This is a genomic window from Bacilli bacterium (genome assembly GCA_035326105.1).
GTDB lineage: Bacteria > Bacillota_I > Bacilli_A > RFN20 > CAG-826 > UBA7706.
The window spans coordinates 400,057-420,601 of the sequence record DAOKYO010000002.1; the positions used below are offsets into that span (position 1 = coordinate 400,057).

At 38.3% G+C, this 20,545-nt stretch carries 28 protein-coding genes and 1 pseudogene; all 29 read right to left on the reverse strand.

The annotated features are described in order from the left end of the window. Nucleotides 1-89 precede the first annotated feature (89 nt). Nucleotides 90-503, reverse strand: a complete 414-nt coding sequence (locus PKC96_06315) for a hypothetical protein (protein ID HMM00929.1) — start codon at nucleotides 501-503, stop codon at nucleotides 90-92. Between the two features lie 207 nt (nucleotides 504-710). Continuing rightward, nucleotides 711-1,511, reverse strand: a complete 801-nt coding sequence (locus PKC96_06320; protein ID HMM00930.1) for a hypothetical protein — start codon at nucleotides 1,509-1,511, stop codon at nucleotides 711-713. Next, the gene (locus tag PKC96_06325) at nucleotides 1,511-2,134 is read right to left on the reverse strand and encodes a hypothetical protein (GenBank protein ID HMM00931.1); all 624 of its coding nucleotides are present in this window, start codon (nucleotides 2,132-2,134) and stop codon (nucleotides 1,511-1,513) included. The genes PKC96_06320 and PKC96_06325 overlap by 1 nt, the downstream gene beginning before the upstream one ends. A gap of 179 nt (nucleotides 2,135-2,313) precedes the next feature. Further along, nucleotides 2,314-3,231, reverse strand: a complete 918-nt coding sequence (locus PKC96_06330; protein HMM00932.1) for a hypothetical protein — start codon at nucleotides 3,229-3,231, stop codon at nucleotides 2,314-2,316. A 16-nt stretch (nucleotides 3,232-3,247) separates the two neighbouring features. Further along, nucleotides 3,248-3,583 (reverse strand): hypothetical protein, encoded by a 336-nt coding sequence (locus PKC96_06335; protein ID HMM00933.1) that lies wholly within the window; start codon nucleotides 3,581-3,583, stop codon nucleotides 3,248-3,250. Nucleotides 3,584-4,095: 512 nt separating this feature from the next. Next, nucleotides 4,096-5,325: a hypothetical protein gene (locus PKC96_06340; GenBank protein ID HMM00934.1), complete on the reverse strand. Its 1,230-nt coding sequence runs from the start codon at nucleotides 5,323-5,325 to the stop codon at nucleotides 4,096-4,098. Then, on the reverse strand, nucleotides 5,322-5,585 hold the full coding sequence (locus PKC96_06345) for a thioredoxin family protein (GenBank protein HMM00935.1): 264 nt from the start codon (nucleotides 5,583-5,585) through the stop codon (nucleotides 5,322-5,324). The genes PKC96_06340 and PKC96_06345 overlap by 4 nt, the downstream gene beginning before the upstream one ends. Further along, nucleotides 5,582-6,742 carry a cysteine desulfurase family protein gene (locus PKC96_06350; GenBank protein ID HMM00936.1) on the reverse strand — a complete coding sequence of 387 codons (1,161 nt, stop codon included), beginning with the start codon at nucleotides 6,740-6,742 and terminating at the stop codon, nucleotides 5,582-5,584. Before PKC96_06350 ends, PKC96_06345 begins: the two co-directional genes overlap by 4 nt. Nucleotides 6,743-6,768: 26 nt before the next feature. Next, the gene (locus PKC96_06355; GenBank protein HMM00937.1) at nucleotides 6,769-7,233 is read right to left on the reverse strand and encodes a rubrerythrin family protein; all 465 of its coding nucleotides are present in this window, start codon (nucleotides 7,231-7,233) and stop codon (nucleotides 6,769-6,771) included. Nucleotides 7,234-7,548: 315 nt separating this feature from the next. Further along, nucleotides 7,549-7,746 (reverse strand): annotated as a pseudogene (locus tag PKC96_06360) (4Fe-4S binding protein). Then, the gene (locus tag PKC96_06365; GenBank protein HMM00938.1) at nucleotides 7,739-8,419 is read right to left on the reverse strand and encodes a rubredoxin; all 681 of its coding nucleotides are present in this window, start codon (nucleotides 8,417-8,419) and stop codon (nucleotides 7,739-7,741) included. Before PKC96_06365 ends, PKC96_06360 begins: the two are co-directional and overlap by 8 nt. A gap of 69 nt (nucleotides 8,420-8,488) precedes the next feature. Beyond that, nucleotides 8,489-8,845, reverse strand: coding sequence for a NifB/NifX family molybdenum-iron cluster-binding protein (locus PKC96_06370; protein ID HMM00939.1), 357 nt, complete (start codon nucleotides 8,843-8,845; stop codon nucleotides 8,489-8,491). Between the two features lie 13 nt (nucleotides 8,846-8,858). Continuing rightward, complete coding sequence (locus tag PKC96_06375) at nucleotides 8,859-9,683, reverse strand: MBL fold metallo-hydrolase (GenBank protein HMM00940.1); 825 nt, start codon at nucleotides 9,681-9,683, stop codon at nucleotides 8,859-8,861. After that, entirely contained in the window at nucleotides 9,673-10,560 is an 888-nt protein-coding gene (locus PKC96_06380) for an ATP-binding protein (protein HMM00941.1), read from the reverse strand. The genes PKC96_06375 and PKC96_06380 overlap by 11 nt, the downstream gene beginning before the upstream one ends. Next, nucleotides 10,538-11,395 carry an ATP-binding protein gene (locus PKC96_06385; protein HMM00942.1) on the reverse strand — a complete coding sequence of 286 codons (858 nt, stop codon included), beginning with the start codon at nucleotides 11,393-11,395 and terminating at the stop codon, nucleotides 10,538-10,540. Before PKC96_06385 ends, PKC96_06380 begins: the two co-directional genes overlap by 23 nt. Nucleotide 11,396: 1 nt before the next feature. Beyond that, complete coding sequence (locus PKC96_06390; GenBank protein ID HMM00943.1) at nucleotides 11,397-11,765, reverse strand: NifB/NifX family molybdenum-iron cluster-binding protein; 369 nt, start codon at nucleotides 11,763-11,765, stop codon at nucleotides 11,397-11,399. Further along, the gene (locus PKC96_06395; protein ID HMM00944.1) at nucleotides 11,762-12,154 is read right to left on the reverse strand and encodes a DUF134 domain-containing protein; all 393 of its coding nucleotides are present in this window, start codon (nucleotides 12,152-12,154) and stop codon (nucleotides 11,762-11,764) included. The genes PKC96_06390 and PKC96_06395 overlap by 4 nt, the downstream gene beginning before the upstream one ends. A gap of 292 nt (nucleotides 12,155-12,446) precedes the next feature. Further along, entirely contained in the window at nucleotides 12,447-13,079 is a 633-nt protein-coding gene (locus PKC96_06400; protein HMM00945.1) for a hypothetical protein, read from the reverse strand. Nucleotides 13,080-13,090: 11 nt separating this feature from the next. After that, nucleotides 13,091-13,537 (reverse strand): restriction endonuclease, encoded by a 447-nt coding sequence (locus PKC96_06405; protein HMM00946.1) that lies wholly within the window; start codon nucleotides 13,535-13,537, stop codon nucleotides 13,091-13,093. A gap of 218 nt (nucleotides 13,538-13,755) precedes the next feature. Beyond that, nucleotides 13,756-13,998, reverse strand: coding sequence for a winged helix-turn-helix domain-containing protein (locus PKC96_06410; GenBank protein HMM00947.1), 243 nt, complete (start codon nucleotides 13,996-13,998; stop codon nucleotides 13,756-13,758). A gap of 12 nt (nucleotides 13,999-14,010) precedes the next feature. Then, entirely contained in the window at nucleotides 14,011-15,969 is a 1,959-nt protein-coding gene (locus PKC96_06415) for an N-6 DNA methylase (GenBank protein HMM00948.1), read from the reverse strand. Between the two features lie 46 nt (nucleotides 15,970-16,015). Next, nucleotides 16,016-16,573, reverse strand: coding sequence for a hypothetical protein (locus PKC96_06420; protein ID HMM00949.1), 558 nt, complete (start codon nucleotides 16,571-16,573; stop codon nucleotides 16,016-16,018). A 77-nt stretch (nucleotides 16,574-16,650) separates the two neighbouring features. Next, a complete protein-coding gene (locus PKC96_06425; GenBank protein HMM00950.1) occupies nucleotides 16,651-17,049 on the reverse strand; it encodes a hypothetical protein in 399 nt (132 codons plus the stop codon). Beyond that, a complete protein-coding gene (locus PKC96_06430; protein HMM00951.1) occupies nucleotides 17,018-17,953 on the reverse strand; it encodes a DUF4373 domain-containing protein in 936 nt (311 codons plus the stop codon). The genes PKC96_06425 and PKC96_06430 overlap by 32 nt, the downstream gene beginning before the upstream one ends. Nucleotides 17,954-17,967: 14 nt before the next feature. After that, nucleotides 17,968-18,255: a hypothetical protein gene (locus tag PKC96_06435; GenBank protein ID HMM00952.1), complete on the reverse strand. Its 288-nt coding sequence runs from the start codon at nucleotides 18,253-18,255 to the stop codon at nucleotides 17,968-17,970. Beyond that, nucleotides 18,224-18,478, reverse strand: a complete 255-nt coding sequence (locus tag PKC96_06440; GenBank protein HMM00953.1) for a hypothetical protein — start codon at nucleotides 18,476-18,478, stop codon at nucleotides 18,224-18,226. Before PKC96_06440 ends, PKC96_06435 begins: the two co-directional genes overlap by 32 nt. 112 nt (nucleotides 18,479-18,590) lie before the next feature. Then, nucleotides 18,591-18,791 carry a helix-turn-helix domain-containing protein gene (locus PKC96_06445; GenBank protein ID HMM00954.1) on the reverse strand — a complete coding sequence of 67 codons (201 nt, stop codon included), beginning with the start codon at nucleotides 18,789-18,791 and terminating at the stop codon, nucleotides 18,591-18,593. After that, entirely contained in the window at nucleotides 18,781-19,551 is a 771-nt protein-coding gene (locus PKC96_06450; GenBank protein ID HMM00955.1) for a BRO family protein, read from the reverse strand. The genes PKC96_06445 and PKC96_06450 overlap by 11 nt, the downstream gene beginning before the upstream one ends. Nucleotides 19,552-19,615: 64 nt before the next feature. After that, nucleotides 19,616-20,533 (reverse strand): tyrosine-type recombinase/integrase, encoded by a 918-nt coding sequence (locus PKC96_06455; protein HMM00956.1) that lies wholly within the window; start codon nucleotides 20,531-20,533, stop codon nucleotides 19,616-19,618. Between the last annotated feature and the right edge of the window lie 12 nt (nucleotides 20,534-20,545).

The following is a 20,545-nucleotide window of genomic DNA, read 5'->3' on the forward strand; positions in this document are numbered from 1 at the left end:
AAAAACGGCGGTTTTAACAATTTGAGCCGGATAAGTATTTTGAGAAAAAACCTAGATTAATACTAAAGTATTAAAAATAATCGAAAAATTTATGCCTGATATTCTTTCACCTTATCTGGCCAGCGCTTCTCGATTTCCTTGAGCAGGTCGCTCGCCATCTTCGGATCATCGTGGACCATCCTTCTCACGCAGTCGTTGGCCTCTTTAAGACGGTCATTGGTGAAGTAAACATAGCAAAGTTGTACCTGCAGTTCGGATCCGGCGTGCATACGGCATCTGTCGAACCACTCGAAGGCGGTCTTCAGGCTTGGTTCCCTTTGGATCCCGCAGTAATTGCACATGCCGATGTTGAACTCGGCTCTCGGGGCCCCACCGCTGGCGATCTCCTCCATCCGGTCGACGTCGCTTCTGGTCGCCGTCTCGCATTGAAGCTTCCGTTCGATTTCGATGATTTCCATCACTTCGTCTTTTAGTCTCGTATAGTCTACTTTGGTCTTTTTCATAAAAGCACCTCCTACTATCTAATAGGAGGAAAAATCGAAAAAGTGCCAAAAATTTTTTTAGTTTGGCTTTTACTACTATGTAGTAACTTTTTTTCAAAATAATCCTAAATTTTCCGGACGTATGAAAACGCGGAGTTAAGCAACCCCGCGTCCTCTTTATTCTGTTTTATGTATCAATGAGCACCTATCAAACCGAAGTAACACAGATTATTTCGCATTGGAATTGTCTAGAATCGCCATGCAAATGGAAATGCCATAATTAGCCAAGAATTTCTTTTGTTCTTTCGAGTACTTTTTTCTTTCTTCGATATCAGCTTTCGTCACATGCCTAAAGCACTGCATTTGTTTGCGGAAAGCCATGACGTCCTCGTTTGTGACGAGGCCACAGAACGCTACAGATGAATCAACTTTTATGAACTTTCCATCCTTCTTGAGCAGGTTTTCTATGAGGTTGGCCAGGACTTCCAGTTTCTCGTCAGGTTCCATCTGATCAAATGTTGAGCCCCTCGTAGAGACCATTTGGATAATCTCGTCAATCGTTGGCTCGGCTTTGATGTCCGATCCGCTTTGCCCAGCATATCTGAATATCACCTCGTACTTAGGCATATCCAAAGGTTTTATATCGTTTGGTAGAGACGTCCCTCCGGATGGCTGTAGATACTTTCTGATGTTTCTTAGGTAAGCGCTACATTCTTCGTCTATGGTGAAGTAATAGCATGTACCCCTCAGTTCGCTTTGAAGCGAGAAAAGGTCATCGATGTCCGCGATTAGATCTCTGCTGTGTTGAGCTAAATAATGTTTGTTTTCGGTGTTGCGGTTAATTCTGTCGTTGAGATAGCTGATCAATGTGTAGAGGCTCTGATGGTAGCAGGCCATCAAAAGGTCCATTTTCTCAATGCCTGATGAGCAACACGGATCAGCGTGGTACAACTGAAGAAAATTCCTGTCTGTTTGAAAATAGTCAAAGTGATTCAGCTTGTCTTGGATCATCAATTCATAGTTCTTCATTATTTATTTTCCTTCTTTCTATACTTTCCATAATATTGTTGCTCTGCTTCTTTCCTAGCGGATATGGCTTCGCGCTTGTATTTGAATCGGCCAATGAGGTGGTTCTTCCTTTGGAAGGTCAGCTGAGCCACCCACAGCTTTCTTGAGCGATCGTAGCACACTCCAGTATGGCCAGAGCTGTTATTCTTGTTAACCCTTCTTCTTCCGTCAATGGCGGTCAAAGAAGTGCCGTCCACGAAGCCTGTGCGGAGGTTATCGATATTTGCTTGGTTCTCTTTGTTTCGGCAACCACAGGAGGTCTTTGAGCCCATTGTGAGGCCGGCGGTCGAGGCTAGGCATTCGTTACCGCAGTCGCACCTGCATCTCCATATGGTTCTGCTGTTTTTCCTTCCGGCAAACGACAGGACGATGAGCTTCCCGAAACGCTGTCCGGTCAGATCCTTTATCTGATGCTTGGCGCATCCGCAGGAGATCACATGCCCGGTATGCAGTTTGTTTGAATTGACGTTCTTATAATTCCCGCAGTCGCAGAGGCATTTATAGACAATGGATCCGCGATACCTTTTCCCGGTATCCTCCACCACTGTCAAGCGACCATATCTTTTTCCGATGTCGCTGTCCATCTCTCATCTTCCTTTCCTTCATTATATAACAAAAAAGGCGCCAACCAACCTATGAAATCAAATGCTGTGTTAACACCTGCTTTCCGGCTATGTTTCAAAGCGCCTATTTATGCGTCTTTTAGTATTCTTTTTCTGCTTTTCGGCACCGCTTCGTATCTATCAAACGGAAGTAACACCAATTATTGCTTATTGGAATTAATTGATTTTTCAGACGGTATTGAATTCTCATCACCATAGTAAATCGCACAAAGAATCCTAAAAAAAGAAAACCGATCTTCAATAATGGGGCGCTTTTTTTCTTCTATCATTCTATAAACAAAGCACCTAGATAGGGCTTCTATTGTCATTGTCATTACTTTAAAAGGACTATACTTAACTTCTTTGCCCGTTTCTTCAATAAAGCACAATTTCTTCTCAGAATAATAATGAGGGATGATGGAACTCAAATAACGAAATGACTCGATTAAATCTTGTTGATGGAAGCTGATGAGGCCAATTGTCACGTCATCGATTATGTCGCCGAAATTCTCAATGATTTCTTTCAGGCAAATTGTTTGAATTCCCTTGCTTAATAATTCCTTTCTAAAACTACTCTGAATAGACTTAGAATCAATGAGAGTTTTTGTTAAAGCATAGTAATCGACTAAGATCGAATCGGAATTAAAAGTCGTATTCCTGCCTTCTAAAACAAGGCCATTGTGTTCCATGTACCTTCTTAGATTAAATAAGAGTCTGTATTCATAATTATCATCATAAATCTTTTTTGAAATCTTCGAGAACGAGTCATCAAAGTTTTTCACACAAAACGATATATATGTGTAAAATGACGAAAGAATTGTTAGGAGCAAACGGTTGATTTCGGCAAAATGTATTGTTCCTTCATCGTACGAATGCAGGCTTTTTGATAGATATTCGGAGCATGATTCTTTGACGTTGTAATTCAAAAAAGCCAATTCTCTAAAGCGTTTCAACAATGAAATACGCTTTTTAATCTCGGTTACATTATTAAATGATAAGTTTGCTTCATATTTATTGTTCTCTTCATCAACAGTAATAATTTTAGCAAATTGTTTATTTTTGATATCTATCTGTTCCATTACTCTGCCCCCACATTTAATAATATTTTCCAAGGCCAATGCTATTTAAAAACTCTTTCATTTTCTTATCCCCCTCGGGATTTATGCTTACCCACATGTCAGTCTTATAAAGAACATTTGTCTTAATAAAGAAATCCTGCATGTTTTGTAAAGTTTCACATTGGCTAGTGAAGGGAAACATATCCACCGGTTGAACAAAAGTAACTTGATATTTATCTTTGAGATATAAGATATCTCTCGCTAATGTTTCAGGATCACAAGAGATATAAATGATTTGATTAGGTTTACGAGATAATACCGAAGAGAGGAATTTCTCATCACTCCCTTTTCGGGGTGGATCCATGATGATCATATCTAATTGATGAGGATAGTTATTGATAAACTTGCTCGCATTTCTTTTATTCTAAATGATTAAATATTAATAATCTCAAAATATATGTGGTTCTAAACAAAATATCTCATTAATGAGATTTTAAAAGAAGGATTGAATCTTGTTTGATGGCCACTTCTTTTAAATCTTTTAGTGTATCCTTCATGTCTTTTGAAGGTCTCCAAAATATAGAGGGAGTGCCTTCCACTTGATTTTGAAAACGAAAGATAACTAAAAGATTGTCTGGTTCTTCAGCGATAAGCGCCAATCGTCTCAACATGGCTCGACTTTACTCACTAGTGTGTCTTTTTATTCGTTAAGCAACATATCGTAATATGTGAATCTAATGCAATTTAATCCAACATTTTTCTTTCAAGAACTTTTTGATTGTATCAAAGTCTTTATCTTCATAATAATTCACTAGGTGTTTTTATTTTCTATAGTGATATAGGGTATTTTAACAAAAAAAACTCTTTTTCAATTGCACAAGATTATTAGATAAATGAAAATCTTAAAATTTCGGGAGCAAAGATCATCAAAATGCCGATTAGTAACATGATGAGCCCGCCAATAAGATGAGCATATTTGCCAATCTTTGATGATAAAGGGCTGACTTTCAATGTCACGACAGCAATACCAAACACAATCAAATCATCGATAAGGAAAAAGAAGACATAAAGGATAATTAGACCAATCGCACTCATACCTGTATATCCATTAAGAGCTAATATCTGTGTAAACATAAATGGAAAGCCAGTCGAACAGGCCAATTCAATTATATTCACAATAATTGCTAAGCCAACCACGCCCAATAACGCTAAAGGAAGTGATGATGCGGTGGCAATTTTTTTCACTTTGTTGATTAGTTTTTGCTTTGTGGTAACATTGGTAACTTTACAACCATCTTCTTTTTTGATTTGAGCTTTGATGAACGAATATAAGTTAAAGCCACCAGCTACAACCGCCAAAGCACCAACGATATATTGGAAGACAGCATAATTGACTAATAGTTGAACTGTTTCAATCCACGCTGTCATCATTAAGAAATAAAAAATCCCTGAGGTTAACAAAAAAACACCGCCGATTGCCCAGATACGTTTCTTGGATTTTGATCCAAGCACGAGAGTTATTAAAAATAACAACACCCACATAGCGCATGGATTAATTCCATCAAGAAAACCAAGCACGATAGCCAGTAACCCCAATGATATGTCGCGCACATCAACGGTGCCAATCCAGGGAATATCATATTCAAAATCAGATGTTGTATCAAAATCAGATTCTTCTATTTCAATACCATTGATAATTTTGGCCATGATATCGACATGTTCATTTTCAGAATATCGTTCTAAAACACGATTCAGTTGTTCCTTGATAGAATCACTAAAACCGATAAAGTATTTACCACCCACGACCGTAAAAGGTGCGGTAACAGATGCATCAAAAACCGAAGCGGTCTCCTGCAACAAATCCATATTCTCACTAATGCTTGTATCAAACTCAGTGATATGAAGATTATCCATTTCTTCAATTTTTTCATTTAGATATGTTTTCAATTTCGCGCAATGACCACAACCAGGTGTCGAAAAAAAGTACAAATTGATATCATAAACAACTGCTTCTTCAGCGTGTGCCACCACCATTTCTTGTGAGTTAATTGAAAAAAAGAGACCGCCACCTAATACAAGCGATAACGTGATACCAACTAATTGTTTAAATTTCATAATTGTTTAAATTTCTCTATCAGTTTCTTCAGCGAGAATTCACCAACAAAACGCGAAACTTCCATTCCTTGCTCATCACAAATGATAATGACAGGTAAAATATTGCCAATTTTCTTGTCTTTGACAAGCTGCGGATTTTCGTCATAATCAAATTCTTCCATTATTAAATCATCGCGACTAGAAACAAGCGTTTGATAACGAGGACGCATAATCAAGCAACTCGGACACCACAATGCGGTAATCAATATAATTTTCTTCATGCGATATATTCCTTTAAAATGGTAATGAAACGATCAATTTCATCGATGGTTGTGAGATATGAAAAACTGAGACGAACGCTGCTATCAGCGCGTTTCTTATCACCGGTAAGAGTTAAAATGGTAATAGAGGCATTTGTTTCGCTATCGCATGCTGTATGATTCGAGATATAAATGCCATGATCAGACATGTATTTAATCGTGGAGCGCGATTCTTTTCCAAGAATACTGATATTAAGAATATAAGGCAAATCTTCAGGAGTGCTATTAATAATTATGTCTTTGATGCAATTCAGTTTCTCACGTATATAACGATTGATATTAATCACATTTTGATTATTCTCATTGAAATTAATCATGGCGATACGCAACGCTTTTTCCATTGATACGATGAGTTCAGTTGTCGGTGTTCCGCGTCGAATAAGAGTTGTTGAATGTCCACCATGAATGATGGGCGTCAATTGAGTTCGTTTACTTTTAATAAGTAATCCAACTCCTTTAAGACCATAAAACTTATGAGCCGCCATACTAATCAAATCAACGCCATTTAAATCAATATTTTCTTTGCCGATAGATTGCGTCGCATCCACATGGAAAAAGACCTTAGGATGTTGTCTAAGCATTGTTTTAATGGCGGCGATTGGTTGACGAATGCCAATTTCAGAATTGATTGATCCAACAGATACTAAAATCGTATCGTCATCAATGAGCTTTTCCAATTCATTTATATCAACTCGTCCCCATTGATTGCTGGGTGCAATTTTAACATTAAAACCCTGTTTAGCTAAATAATTAGCAGAGGCAATGACTGATGGATGTTCAAAAGCAGTTGTAATAATTGTTTTTCCAAACTTACCATATTGTAAAGCAATACCTTTTAAGGCAAGGTTATTCGATTCAGTAGCCCCGCTCGTAGGAATCAATTCGTAGTGGCTCGGCAAGCCTAAAAGAAGGCGAATTCTTCTCAATGATTTGGTAATTTCATTCGCCGCTTTCAATCCTAAAGCATGAGCGGAATTTGGATTGCCATAATATTTAATTGCAACGCGTTTAAAAGCCGCTAAAACAAGGGTATGTGCGGGAGTTGTCGCGGCATAATCAAGATAAATATCTTTTGCCTTATTAAAATGGTCTTTAACTATAGGTGGCTTCTGATGCATTGTAAAATAAACTTTCTCATTTTTATTTAATATTTAATAAACTTGCTTCCCGGGACTCCACAAATGCTGCATCTCTCAGGAATAGACTTTTCGATATTTCCACAAACTGGACAGAGGAAGTAGAAAACTTCTTCAGTTTTATCAATATTATCTAATGCTTCTTGATAAAGACGAGCGTGAACTTCTTCTGCTTTCATGGCAAATGTAAAAGTCATTTCAGCGGCTTTATTTCCTGATTCTTTTGCTTCTTTAACAAAGTCGGGATACATTTCTTTATATTCGTGAGTTTCTCCTATAACACCATCTTTGAGGTTATCCACTGTGGAGCCAATCTTTCCCGCTACTTCAAAATGTTTTAAAGCGTGTAGAGTTTCGGCTTCTGAGGCGACTCTGAATAATTTTGCTGCGTTTAACTTGCCTTCTTTTTCAGCTTTTATAGCATAGGCTGTGTATTTTCGATTTGCTTCGGCTTCTCCTTTAAAGGCTGCCATTAGGTTTTCATATGTTTTGTCTTTCACGTCTTTTTTCTCCTTGTTTTTACTTAATAATATTATTAGTTGTTCGACTTTTTCTTTTGGAAAGTCTTTCGCTTGGTTTTCTTCAAGCTGTGACTTGAGAAACGCGAGCGTATTCTCGCTTTGAGGGAGCATATATCCCGCTTCACGGATGATATCTTCTACTTGAATACGATTGGACATTTGAAAAGCCTTGAATAATTTTCCGGATAATTCACTAGATATGCTCTCTTGTTTTGATTTACTTTCAACAAGGTTCTTTAAAACACTTACCACTTCATCAGTTTTTTCTTGCTGATCAGGGTAATCAAAAGGAACCATCGAAATCGCTCCAGAAGGACAAGCTTCTGCACAATTTCCACAACCGATACATTTTGATATATCAATAATGCTGTTCTCTGTGTCTGTTGCTCCAGTTGGACAAACATAAAGACATAAGCAGTCTTTAGTGCATAGGCGGATATTTCTCACGGCGTATTTTTTAGGCATGCTTATGTCCTCCTTCAATCTTTTCAAATTTGAAATTTGGCACTTTGCATACCGGACAGACATCGGGCAATTTATCACCAACATAGATAAATCCGCATATAGTACATACATAAACACCTGTATTATCCGTCATCGCTTCGCCTTCCTTTTTATAACGAGTTAAAAGAGAATTTAAAATGCGAGTGACTTTCTCACTCCACACAAGAGCGCGAAGAGCGCCCCTATCTTTAACTTTGTTCGCCACTGCATTAGCGTTTGCGTAGCCTTCTTCAAGATCTTTTTTAATTAGTTCAACAAGTTGACTAACATCAGGATTATTCTCATGAGCAGAAATATTTCGATAATATTCTGCCAATTCTTTAAATAAAGAGGCTTCTTGAGACTTGTATTGCTTTTCGCATCCTCGAGCTAGATTCGTGCAAAGAGCGCTTATCTGTAAAGGAGACATTTCTTTCATAGAATCTAGATGTTCCACTACTGGTGCTAATGTGTTGACATCATTTGATGGCAAATCATCAGCTTTCTGGAAATCTGATTTTACCGCGCCACAAATGGGACACACCCAATCACTAGGTAAATTTTTCCACTTTGTGTTTGGCTTAATACCAGCTTCTGGCAAGCCTTTTTCTTCGTCGTAAACGAAACCACAAATAGCGCAAATATACTTAGCCATGTTCTACCTCCTTAAAAATAAACTTTTATATGCATAAAATAACACAAGTGCATATTATGCGATAATCTTTTATTCACCGCATTCATTATGGTGTGTATGTTCATGACATACTGAGCCGGTCGTTTTTAAGTCACCTTTTAGGTATTTTTCAACAGCTTCTTTTGCGTTACCAGTTGCTCCAATGATAACTTCTACATTTCTATTGTTAAATATTTCGACGGCTCCTCCACCCATCCCGCCACTGATAATCGCATCAATGCCATGATCAGCTAAAAAATTAGGCAAAAATCCTGGCTTATGCCCGGGATTGAGCAAAGAACTTTCCTCAACAATCTTTTCGTTTTGAATACTGTAGATTAAAAAACACTCACAATATCCAAAGTGTTCGGTTACATTTTTGCCATCGCTGGCTACTGCTACTTTCATTTTTTTCTCCTTTTTAAATTTTTATTTCATTACCAGTTGATAAATAAAATACATTATCACCCATTATTTGTTTCAGTTCTTCATACGCTGTTATGCCCGTACAATGACAAGTGTAAAACTTGGCTTTTGTACCGAGAAGATATGAACCAATTTCCGATATAACATTTGAATCTTCATATACGCCCGAAGAATGATTAAACAAATGAAATCCTCCTATTATATAGTCCAAATTATTTTCATTATTTGCATAATAATGTTCAAGAATATTAATAATTCCTTTATGAGCACAGCCCACAATTAAGACAATCTTATTATTTTCTTTAATAATCAAATTTTGTTCGTGAGCAAAGTCATCACGTACATAGGTTTCGCCTATTTTGACTAGTAAATGATCGTTTGCTGATGGGCACATTTTATTCCCTTTTACATTAGAAAATAGTTCCAGTTCTTCATCTATTACTAATTTATCTTCTACGAAAATAAAGCGATTGCATGATAATAATGTTTTATCTATTCCAATGTATTTTTTTTCACCATTTGGTCGGTCAGAATAAAACTCATCAAGCGCCATTTTACTGATATAGATTTTGGCGTTGCTATTTAAACCTAAGAAAGTTTTAAGACCTCCACAGTGATCATAATGTCCATGAGAAATAATTACTAAATCAACTTTTGATAAATCCACACCCATTTTCTTTGCGTTTTCAGCAAATAGCCCACTTGACCCAGTATCAAATAGAATTTTGTGACGTTCTGTTTCAATGTACAGGCTTAGCCCGTGCTCTCCACCAAATGACTCAGAATTGGAGATGTCATCGACGAGTGTTTTAATTATCACAATATAGTTCCTCACTTTCTTTTAGAAGTAATTCCATTGTTTTAGCGTAAACATCCTTAGCTGCTTCTCCTGCTAAGCAATCGAAATCTGTGATGCATTTTCCTTCATTAATGGCCTTAACAGCATCAGAATCATATGGTATTTTTCCAACAAATGGCAGAGAAGACTTTTCACAAAAGACTTCAATTTCTTGGTTTTTTGCAGGGTTAATATCATATTTGTTAACGCACACCGCTATTTTTGTCTGAAGCTTTTTAGCTGTTTTAATGATGCGTTCCATATCTTGAATTCCTGACACCGAGGGTTCGGCAACAATTAGCACCATATCAATACCATTTAAAGAGGCTATAACGGGGCAGCCTATCCCGGGTGAACCATCAATTATAGCGATTGGTGTTTCCTTAATTGCTTCTTTCATTTGCTTTTTCACTTCAGTAACCAATAAGCCAGAGTTTCCACTACCGGTTTTGAGTTGAGCAGTTGAAAAAACTGCATTATCTTTATATAGCATAAGCTCTCCAGAAACCATCGGTTTTAAAGATATTGCTTTGGCAGGACAAATAGCTTCGCAAACTCCACATCCTTCGCAAGAAAATGGATCAATTTTTATTTCTTTTTCTTCAGTAATTGCGCCAAACTGACAGTTTTTTATACAAAGGTGACAATGAATACATAATTCTGTGTTAACTTCCGCTTTTGGCAACCCATAAAAATCTGTTCTTTTTGGTTTGCTTAAATGGTTCATTACTAGATGCAAATTAGGGGCATCAACATCGCAATCTGCATATGCTTTCGCATTCGATAGTTTAATGAACGCGCTAGCAATAGTAGTTTTTCCCGTGCCTCCCTTTCCACTAAGAATTAATAACTGTTTCATGTTGTGCCTCCTTAATTACCTTAGTGAGAAGTGAACTAAATATACGTTTGTACTTTTCGCTTTCTCTGACTGCAATTAAACCATTCGAATTTAAAAGACCAAGTTCGTTGTCAAAAGGGATCTTTCCTAGTATGTTTATTCCATTTTTAAGACAGAATTCTTCTGAAGGATTATTTCCGTTCAAATACTTATTAAGAATCACTCCATGGGGTTTTCCAAACATTTTAACCAAGTCATAAACCATGGCAAGATTATGTGCTCCAAACAAACTAGGTTCTGCAACCAAAATGCAATAATCTGCGTCTTTAATGCTTTCCATCACAACACAAGCGCTACCTGGCGGACAATCAATAAAACTAATAATTGGATCTTGAATATCATCTTTTAAGAGTTTTTTTATAATAGGAACGCCTGAAGATTCTCCAGGATTCAAAATTCCTGTCATTACCGAGACATTTTCTGATACTCCTTTTTGAACGTAGCCGATTGTTTTATACTTCACTGATAAAGCTCTTTCAGGGCAAAATAAAACGCAGCCTCCGCAAGAGTGGCATATCTCTTCAAATATGCGCAACTTATTTCCCACGTATGCTAATGCGTTGAATTTGCAAAAGTTTATACATTTGCGACAACCAATGCAAAGATTTTCATCTACGACTGGGAGTTTTATTTCAACTTTGTCAGAAACGACTGAAGCGGGTTTGAAAAAAAGGTATCCATTAGGTTCTTCTACATCACAGTCAATATAGAACGCCTTTTTTGCTACCGCAGAAAGATTAACAGACACCATTGTTTTGCCTGTCCCACCTTTACCACTCAGTACCGCAATTTTCATTCTATCGGTTACCATGCCCGTGAAACCCGGCATGGATTTCACCTAGTAAGCTTAATTTTTCATCTTTAAAAGCATTAATGTTTTCTTCGATGGATCCATTAATTATTTTATAAATGCGAATATTCGCTGCATTAAATACATCGGCAGCATTTTGCCCGCATCGAAAAGTAAGCAAAGCATCGACAGCATTATCTGCAATTAGTTGCGCTGCTCTAATACCTGCTCCCCCTTGAGAACTTGCAGCAAGGTTATTAATAAAAACGCTTTCACTAGTATCAATATCGTAAATAAGAAAATATGGGGCGCGTCCAAAAGACACGCATACAGGACTATTCATTGATTTTTCATCAACAGGAATGGCTATTTTCATTTTTTCATTTCCTCCTTTTTGGTTTGAAAGTATAACTCATTATGTCGACATCGATATCCTCGACATCCACAACAACTGTTTCCGCGTTCAATATCACTATAAAGTTGATAATTTCCACCTTCTATTCTAAGAACATTTCCATTGACTAGAGATTCAGCAATTTTAGCTCTTGCATCCTGATATAGTTTTTGAACTGTAGCCCGAGAAACTTGCATTTTTTCAGCACACTCTTCTTGAGTTAGTTGCTCTAAATCTATAAGACGTATCGTCTCATATTCTTCAATCTTCATAATCGTTACTTCATTTTGTATACTTGTTTTTGTTAGCGGTCCAAAAACTTCACTTTCTGGTAAGCAACACACTTTTTTCCATTTTCTTGGTCTTGGCATTATATTTACCCCATAAAAATTTCTGGCATCTGCCACTTATATTATAAAGTATTTTTGGCATATGTCATTAACTATTTAAAATTTTTAAGTCATAAATTTGAGAAAATTAACAACTACACGCAATATATTCACAAACGCGAGTTGCAAAAATTATATAACTCCTTACATAGAGCCACTTAACAAAGAACATGTCTTTGAATTTCGCCAAATCACACTCTTAGAAAAAGAAAGAATCATCTTTTGATGAAAATGGTCTAATCTAGAAAAAAATAGATGATATTTATATTATTTGTTACTGCTTTAACGATAAACAAACGACCGTCTCCACATGAGTTAATCCGGCAGAAACAATTGTTCCGTAATCAGATGAATCTCCGATTGCTTTTATGTCCTCGGTATCGTTAAAGACTCTTATCGTTTTGAAAGAAGGTCCTTCAACCGCTTTGCCATAATTAGGATGAAACATCTTCATTATAGCTTCTTCCTCTTCTTTTCCTATTTTGTTAACAAGCCTAAACAAAGTAGGATCATGAACAACAAAATCAAGAGTAATTGCAGATGGAAGCTTCTCATTACATATGTCTTTACAGTGAATGATTTTTTCCTTTAGGCATTCACTAAGCTCATCAAAAGAACCTATTTCCTTATGAATATATGAATCGTCTTTATGCGCATAATTCTTATCAGCTTCATACATAGTATCTTTATAAAGAGGATCGTTTTTTGAAAGAACAGAGCGCTCGTTTTTTGAAAAAACGTTTGTGTAAATTAAGCGCAAATTAAGATAAAAAGTTTTTAACTTTTCATCAACTTTTTCCCTTAAATTAATATAAGAAAGCTCTTTTGCATGAGCTCCAATATACTCGATGCTGTCGACGCATTTTTTTGCATCAATCAAGTAACGAGCCAGTTCCCATTTATTCAAAAAAAGGCCCCCTATGCTAGCTCATCAAAGTAATCTTTATCGATTTCTTTTGTTTGATATGTTTTTCTAACATGAACACCGACACCATATTCATACATTAAGTCGACGAGTTTATCTCCATCGATAAGGCTTAGGTTCTTATGCTTCTGAGCATATTCCACCGCTTCTTTGCTATATGAAGCCGTTGTTATGAACACTCCCTTTGCGCCATCAATGTCGCCTTGAAACTGTGCCACCATAGGCCTACCGATCGTTCCTTCTTTATATAATTTTGCTTGATAGTAAATCTTCTCTAATCCTAGTTTATCCGCAAGAATAATTCCGTCTACACCGCCGTCTCTAGAACGTTGTGTTACTTTCCCAGATTCATTATCATAGCCATAGCCCATCGCAAGCAAGAGGTCCAAACAAACCTTTTCAAAGAAATCAGGAGAGGATTGCTGAAGGTTTGTTAAAATCTCGGTTTTTACAGTTTCCCTGATTATTCCTTCGTTTTCTACAATGATATCTTCTGGAGAATCGCCGATATCGGATGGTTTGATATTGCTGGCCTCGCAATTGGCTTCGTGTTTTTTTGGCGCAACGCGAATTTTGTATTCTTCGCTTATGGTTTTCAGATAGTTGCTATTGATTGAATTTAACTTTTTGGAAACAACGAGCTCTCCATTTTTTGAGATTATATATATATAGCTCTTCTTGGTCTTTCTAAAAGGCCAGCCATCAGCAAGTGAGAGATTGCGAAACCGACATTGTCAAAAAATTTAATATTTCCATTGTTATTTCTAACTTCTAAAACCTCACCATCGAGCTTCATGAAATAAACTAGTTCTCTTTTTATTTCTCCATTTTCACGTTCCTTTTCGTCTGACATCAGGTTAAGAATTGGTAACATAACATCTTCATATGTTGGTATTTTCATAAAAATAACTCCTCAAAATAAAAATTCATTGCTTGGGGACGAGTTGCGTATAATATTTTTTTGCTTTTCTGAGAACTCATACAAATTCATAATGTAATCATCAATTTCATCATATTCAGCACATATCTTTGTCTTATCCTTCTCGTTGATTATTTGATTAACAAAGGATTCGATTATTGATTGTTCTTCTTTGCTAGCCAATGGCAAAGGGATAGATTCAATGTGGTTTCTTAGAACTTTTACTGAATTAAACTGTTTTTTAAAGAAAAAATGTGCAAATCGAGAATTAAGCATTGCCATAACGAATTTAACACTATAACCTTCCAGATTAGGAATAAGAATATTGGCACTGTTTAGCGAAAGCGTTTGATGATTGTCATAAGCAAAAACTAAAGTATCGCAAATGAAACGATAGATTAGTTTCTCAGGAGCAAAGTAAAACTCTTTTTTTGCGACTTGTTGGAATTTTTCCGGCTCAAATTTAATGAAAAAACCAGATGGCACAAATTTATACTTATAAACGTCGAAACCCTTAATCAAGACGCTCGAATCAGTCTCACTTGTATTCAAAACATATTTTTTATTATCGCCCGTTACTATTCCAAGAGCAAAAGACGCATTGCCCTTTAAATAATTAACTTTTGAATGAGCGATCTTGTCGAATATCATGTATTCGTCGTCATTAGCTGATAATGGCCAATTAGAATCATCCAAATGTCGAGGCTCTTTTATTGTAAATTCGTCGTTTTTCGTTGTCACAATAGCGCCTTTTTCAAACGTTTCAAGCGATTGTTCCAATTCCAAAGAAATGGCAGGAGCCTGAACCCCGTCAAATGCGTTTCCCCAATAAATTAGCCTTTTTAAGTTGCATTTATTTAACAATAGTCCTCGTATCCTTTTATGAATTCCAACATTCAAAAGGGCTTCTGGAACCACAAAATACAAAATGCCACATTGTTTAAGCAAGGAAAGTCCTTTCTCTAAAAATAAATCAAAAGCATCCACTGAATCAGAACTAGCGCACTCAAAGTTCATCATCAGGAACACCCTGTCTGTATCAATCTCAGATCCCCAAGGAGGATTGCCAATACAAATATCAAATTTCTTTGAATTAAACATAAGGCTGTCACAACAAAGTATGTTCTTTGAAACGATTTCATAATCAGCATTAGTTGAATTCAATATGACATTAAACCTCGCCAATTCAACTGAAATTTCATCAACGTCCATACCAAACACATCTTCATAAGAAGCTCCATGTTTGATTGCGGAAATCAAGAAATTTCCGGACCCACAACAAGGATCAACAATACTTTTATTATGAGTTAACAAATGCCCGATTTCGTTCATCATTTTCTGCACAATTGAAGTTGGAGTATAGTAAACTCCACCATTCTTTCTTGCGTCCAATGATTTTAGCCCCATAAATAAAAGGCCAACAAAATCGTCGTAATCCAATACCGGCGTATAGCTTAAGGCTTCTCCCAAACGATTAACAATATAGCTGATATCTTTGATGCTTTTTACAAGATTCTTAATAGATAGAACCTCGGCGTCATCAGAAGAGCCCTGCAACGCTTCTAAAAGATAAGAGCGTTTATTCAGGCTAGATCCTTTTTTAATTAAATATAATTTATAACAGTACTCTGCAAGAACAACCCTAATCTCATTCGTCGTAGGATTTTCAATTATTGAATCAATAATCTGCGTTGCTAAATTAAAATTCACTTTCGAAGATATGTATTTCTTAGAAAGATGATTGCCTTTGATTTGAGACTTGTTTCTCCTTGAATTTAGCCTCATTGTTCCTTTTTCTAATTCGGCTTTATATTTTTCTATATCCTCTTTGTCAAAACGCTTTTTGTTTATCGTAGAAAAAGAAATTGAACCATTTTTAATCCAGTTTCTTACGGTTGCAACAGATACACCTAAATAATCCGCTACTTCATTTATATCTAAAAGATTATCCACTTAATCACCTCCATTTACATATAAGTCGCATAAAAACAAGCTTATATCAACTTTTTTTCTCGAATAAATTATATAAATCTTCGTACGATAGAGATCTCACAAACCAATTGCTCTTATGATAAGAATAAGTGCCGTTGTTTATATGAAATTGCCCTTCTCCTTCGTTCCCTCGGTGTTGAAAATCTGAATAGCCCAAGCAGTCCAAGATATCGGACGATTTCATCCTAAATATTTCAACAGCGTCCTCAAAAAACAGACCATAATAAAGGACATCAAATTCTTTTCTTTTTACCTGTTGGATATTGCAATCAAACGATTGACACGTTATTTCTGTGCTTTTCATCATCCTATTACCGAGATTGCCTTTTAGACACTGATCTATAACATTTGATTTTGAAATTTTAGAATCATTTTCTTTCATTACAGTCGAAAACTTAACCTCTATTTTTTCATCTTTTGCTCTATCTTTTAAATCAAACGCCAAGCTATCTGATTGGTCGAGCCCAAGTAACTCTGCGATCATAATTTCAGCAACAGTTCCAAAACGCCTCGTGCGAAGAGCAAATATGCCTTCTTTAAACTCTCTTAATTCATTGCTATCCATTTCAACACCTCATTTAATGAAAATTTTATCACTATAGTGAGTTTTTCACAATGAACCTTAGTAATTATCTTGACTTTTTAATCAGATTGAGCCTTCCACTTTTTCTCGATTTTTGTCAGATATTGACTGATGCATTGCTGAGAAACAGCCATCGAGTAGGCCGTGTCCTGCTGGGTCCAGCATTTGAAATACGTGCTTTTGAAGACGATAAGCTCCTTATCGGTCAATTTTCTCATGAAGTCTTGAAGCAAAGCTTCCTCTACGTTGATCGCCTTTATCTCAGCGTTCAGCTCGTTTTCTCTGTCCAGCAATTCGCAAAGCCTGTTCTCATGGACGGTCGACGGGCTCCCCACCCTATCGTAGACAGGGCTCGATACCGAAAACATCTGGACGTACACCCAGTCCAGCTTCTCATCGATGATCCTGAGGCGACGTCTGTTGCCTCTAATCCTTTCCATGAATTCGGCCAAGGACATCGTTCCAACCTTCGAAGAAATCTTGCATTCGCTCATCGTACCCCTCCATCTTGCTTAGGTTTTCCGTAAAGGCTCGCTCAAAGAAAGCATAGACATCTGCTATATTTGCCTTGTTCCTTTTCACGTAGTCTCTGGTGTAGCGGAAGCACCTATTGAACAGCTCTTTGTCCGAGTTCTCGCCATATGATCTCTCGAATAGATCATTGAACCTATCGACGTCAAAGGGCTCATACACCGAGAGGATCTTCGAGTCTATGAGGCAAGAGGTGTAATAATTGAGCTTCCCGGGCCACTGGCCTCTATCGCCTTTATCACATCTATCATCTCTATCTTTCGGATTCTTATTCTCGTTGTCATTTTCATTGTCGTTGTTATTGTTCTTTTTATTCTGTCGATTATCGTCGTCATTCTGCTCGCATAAATCGCCCTCAACTTCATTTTTGTATACAGAAATACCGCTTGAACCGGTTTTATGTCTGCAATTAAGGCGCTTATCCACTTTTGCCTCGTCTTCGTCGTTAAGGAGCCAATAGACCTTTTGTCGGTCTTTCCTTCTCAGAGTCGAGGCGTAATACTGCTCCTGGATCGCCTTGGAAGTGATGACTTCTTTTATCATCATCTCCTTGTCGAGCAGGCCAATATCGGCCATGAGATAGACGATGTCAGTCACCTCTTTTATCGTCAGTGAGTGCTTCCCGTGGAGGCTTATAAAAACCTTTTTGGCGAAGCGTTCGGGCGTCGTCTTGATGAAGTATCCCTCGTGATAGATTATCGCCAGAGAATGGATGAACACCACCTCCGAGACGAGCTTTTTCTCGAAGGTCAGGTCCACCACTTTGTCGTTGTCGAAATACTCGACGTCAAGCGGAAAGAAGGAGAGCCCTTCCTTTAGCATTCTGCCCATATAATCACCTCCTTTTATTCTTGGTCTTCGTTCTCTTTAACTTTTTTGATGATCTCTTCCAACGCAACGAACATATATGAAAGCTCCGCTTTTCCTAAGCTGGTATAACCTGTCATTTTTTTGATGTATTCTTCACCTATGTTCACTCCGGTAAGAAAGCGGATAAACGAGCAAAAGTATTTCTTATACTCCACCACCGATTCGTCTTTTGGATTGTTGATCATGAATATTGTCGCGGAATATAGTGAACCGAAAATCTGAATATATCGTTTAGTTTTCGGACTTAATTCTTTGCTTTTCATTTTCGGCGAGCCTTCTATTCATCTCGTTCAAGATATTGAAATGCTGTACCATCAAGCCGTCGAATAAAGCGAAGAATTTGTCTAAGTTATCCATCTCCTCAATATTCGAAACCAAATCCTGTATGGCTTTTATTTGTATCTCCGAAAAATCTTTCAGATCCTCCGCACAAGCAGTTCTTAACGTCTTATCGTCCATGGCTGTGATGCTCTCAAAATTTAACATTGTTTTTTCTCCTTTTTTATAAATGTTTCAAATAGCGGAAAAAAGCAGGAATTGGCAGATTTTCGCTGTAAAAACTGCTTCTTTCGTATCGTTTAAACGGAAATCACTAGCATTATTTCCCATTGGAAATGACCGGGTTTGCCGACACGTATTCGTCCAGCATCTCCTGAGTGATTCGATAGGTCATCTTGCCTATCTTGAAAGCCTTTAGCTTGCCAGATCTGATGAGGTCGGCGACCCTTCTTCTGGGAACGTCCCAAAGCTCGGCGAGCTCATCGACTGAGTATACTTTCTTGTTATCTTCATTTTCCATTCTTGACACCTCCGAACTTGTCGATCAGCTTGCGGATCTGGTTTATCCCGGACCTGTAGCAGAAGACTCTCTTGTGGCTGACCGTCCCGGCCGTCTTGTCTTGGTAGGTATGGGAGTCAACCCTGAACCAGCCTTTGTCGACGAACATTTGCGGAGGCACGTTGTCGGCGTCGAGGATCCCCTCGTTTCTCAGGATGGATAAGACCTCGGCAATGCCTATGCCACGGATTCCGAGAATCTCCGGGACGTCGTATAGGTCTTTGAGGACATAGGAATCAAGGGCGCGTTTGACGTAGGCCCTGGCTTCTTTGGTCTCCTCTTGGTTCTTCTCTAAGATTGATATCTTGGTCTGGAGTTCCCCATAATCCTCCAGAAAGGCCACCGCCGATTCGTCGTTCTTGGTGATGGTCTGGACGTCGTAGCGCCCGTATCTCCTTATCGCGGGAAGGATGTCTTCGGTCACCCAGTCCATGAAGGACTCGGCGCTTTCCTTCCTCGATTGGAAGATAAGCCTGTAAAGGTTGCTTTCGGTGACGAAAAGGTAGTTATTGAACTTCTTTCCGTCGCTTTGGCAGATTCGCACCACTCCGGTGCTTTTGAGTCTTTTCTTCACGTCCGACGGGTTCTTGATGTCAAGGATGTCGCACGCGTCTTTGAGGCAGAATACCGGCCTTGAGAATTCATCGATCGCCGTTCTCATCGTCCCTAGGGATTCCCTTTGGAACATGGTGATCTGGTTTTTCTTTTCTTCGTTTTCCATTATGTTTGTTTTCCTTTTCTTTTTTTGATAGCCCCGAACTTCCATCCACGATTAAAAGGGCTCGCTATCTCTTCTTGTCGATTGCTTTTTCTACGATCAGCTCTACGTTGTTGCTTTCCCTTGAGAGGTTGTGGGTATAGATGGTCGTCGTGTTTATCGACTTGTGCCTTAGCACCATCTGCACCTCTTGGAACGTCGCCCCGTTCTGGAGCGCTATCGTGGCGCACGTATGCCTCAAGCTGTGGGCCGTGTACCTTTTGTCGTCTAAGCCGATGAGCCTCAAGAGGTTCTTGACCGAGAGCGACACGTTCTTAGAGCTTATTCGCCCATGGCAGTTATGGCTTCCGTGGTTGATGAACAGGGCCTCCGAGTCGCTGTCTCGCTTCTCGAGGTACTCATGCATCAGCTCCCAGACGGAATCCGGGACCTTGATCGCGTCGTCCTTGTCGTCGTGGCCTTTGCCTTGCACGTAGAGGTAATTGGTGCCTTTCAAGGTGACCATGTCCTCGACGTTGGCTCTCGAGACCTCTATGGTTCTCAGGCCAGTCTTGACTATTAGGTTTACGATCGCGTAGTCGCGGAGGTTCACTATCGACTTTTTGGCCCTTCTTTTGGCTTTGCCAAGCAAGTCCTGGACCTGCTCCACCGTCAGCGGTTCGCGTTTGAACGTCGGAACTATCTTTTCGCCTGTTAGGTCGGAGGAAACGTCCGGGTAATATCCCCTTCGCTCGCACCACTTGTAGAACTTTCTCAGTATCACCACGTACTTCTGGGTCGTCGCGCTGTGGCCGTTGTTCGCTTTGATATATTTCTTATATTTGACTAAATCAGACTCTTTTGGCTTTTCGATGTGATTCTGTTCAAGATAATTGACATATCTCCTAAGCATTCCTCCATACGAAACGACCGTATTGTCAGACAGATCCAGCGATGAGATGAAATCCTCGACAAGTTCTTTATGTGGCCTTGCGTCGGCCAGCATTTCTTCTCTTTC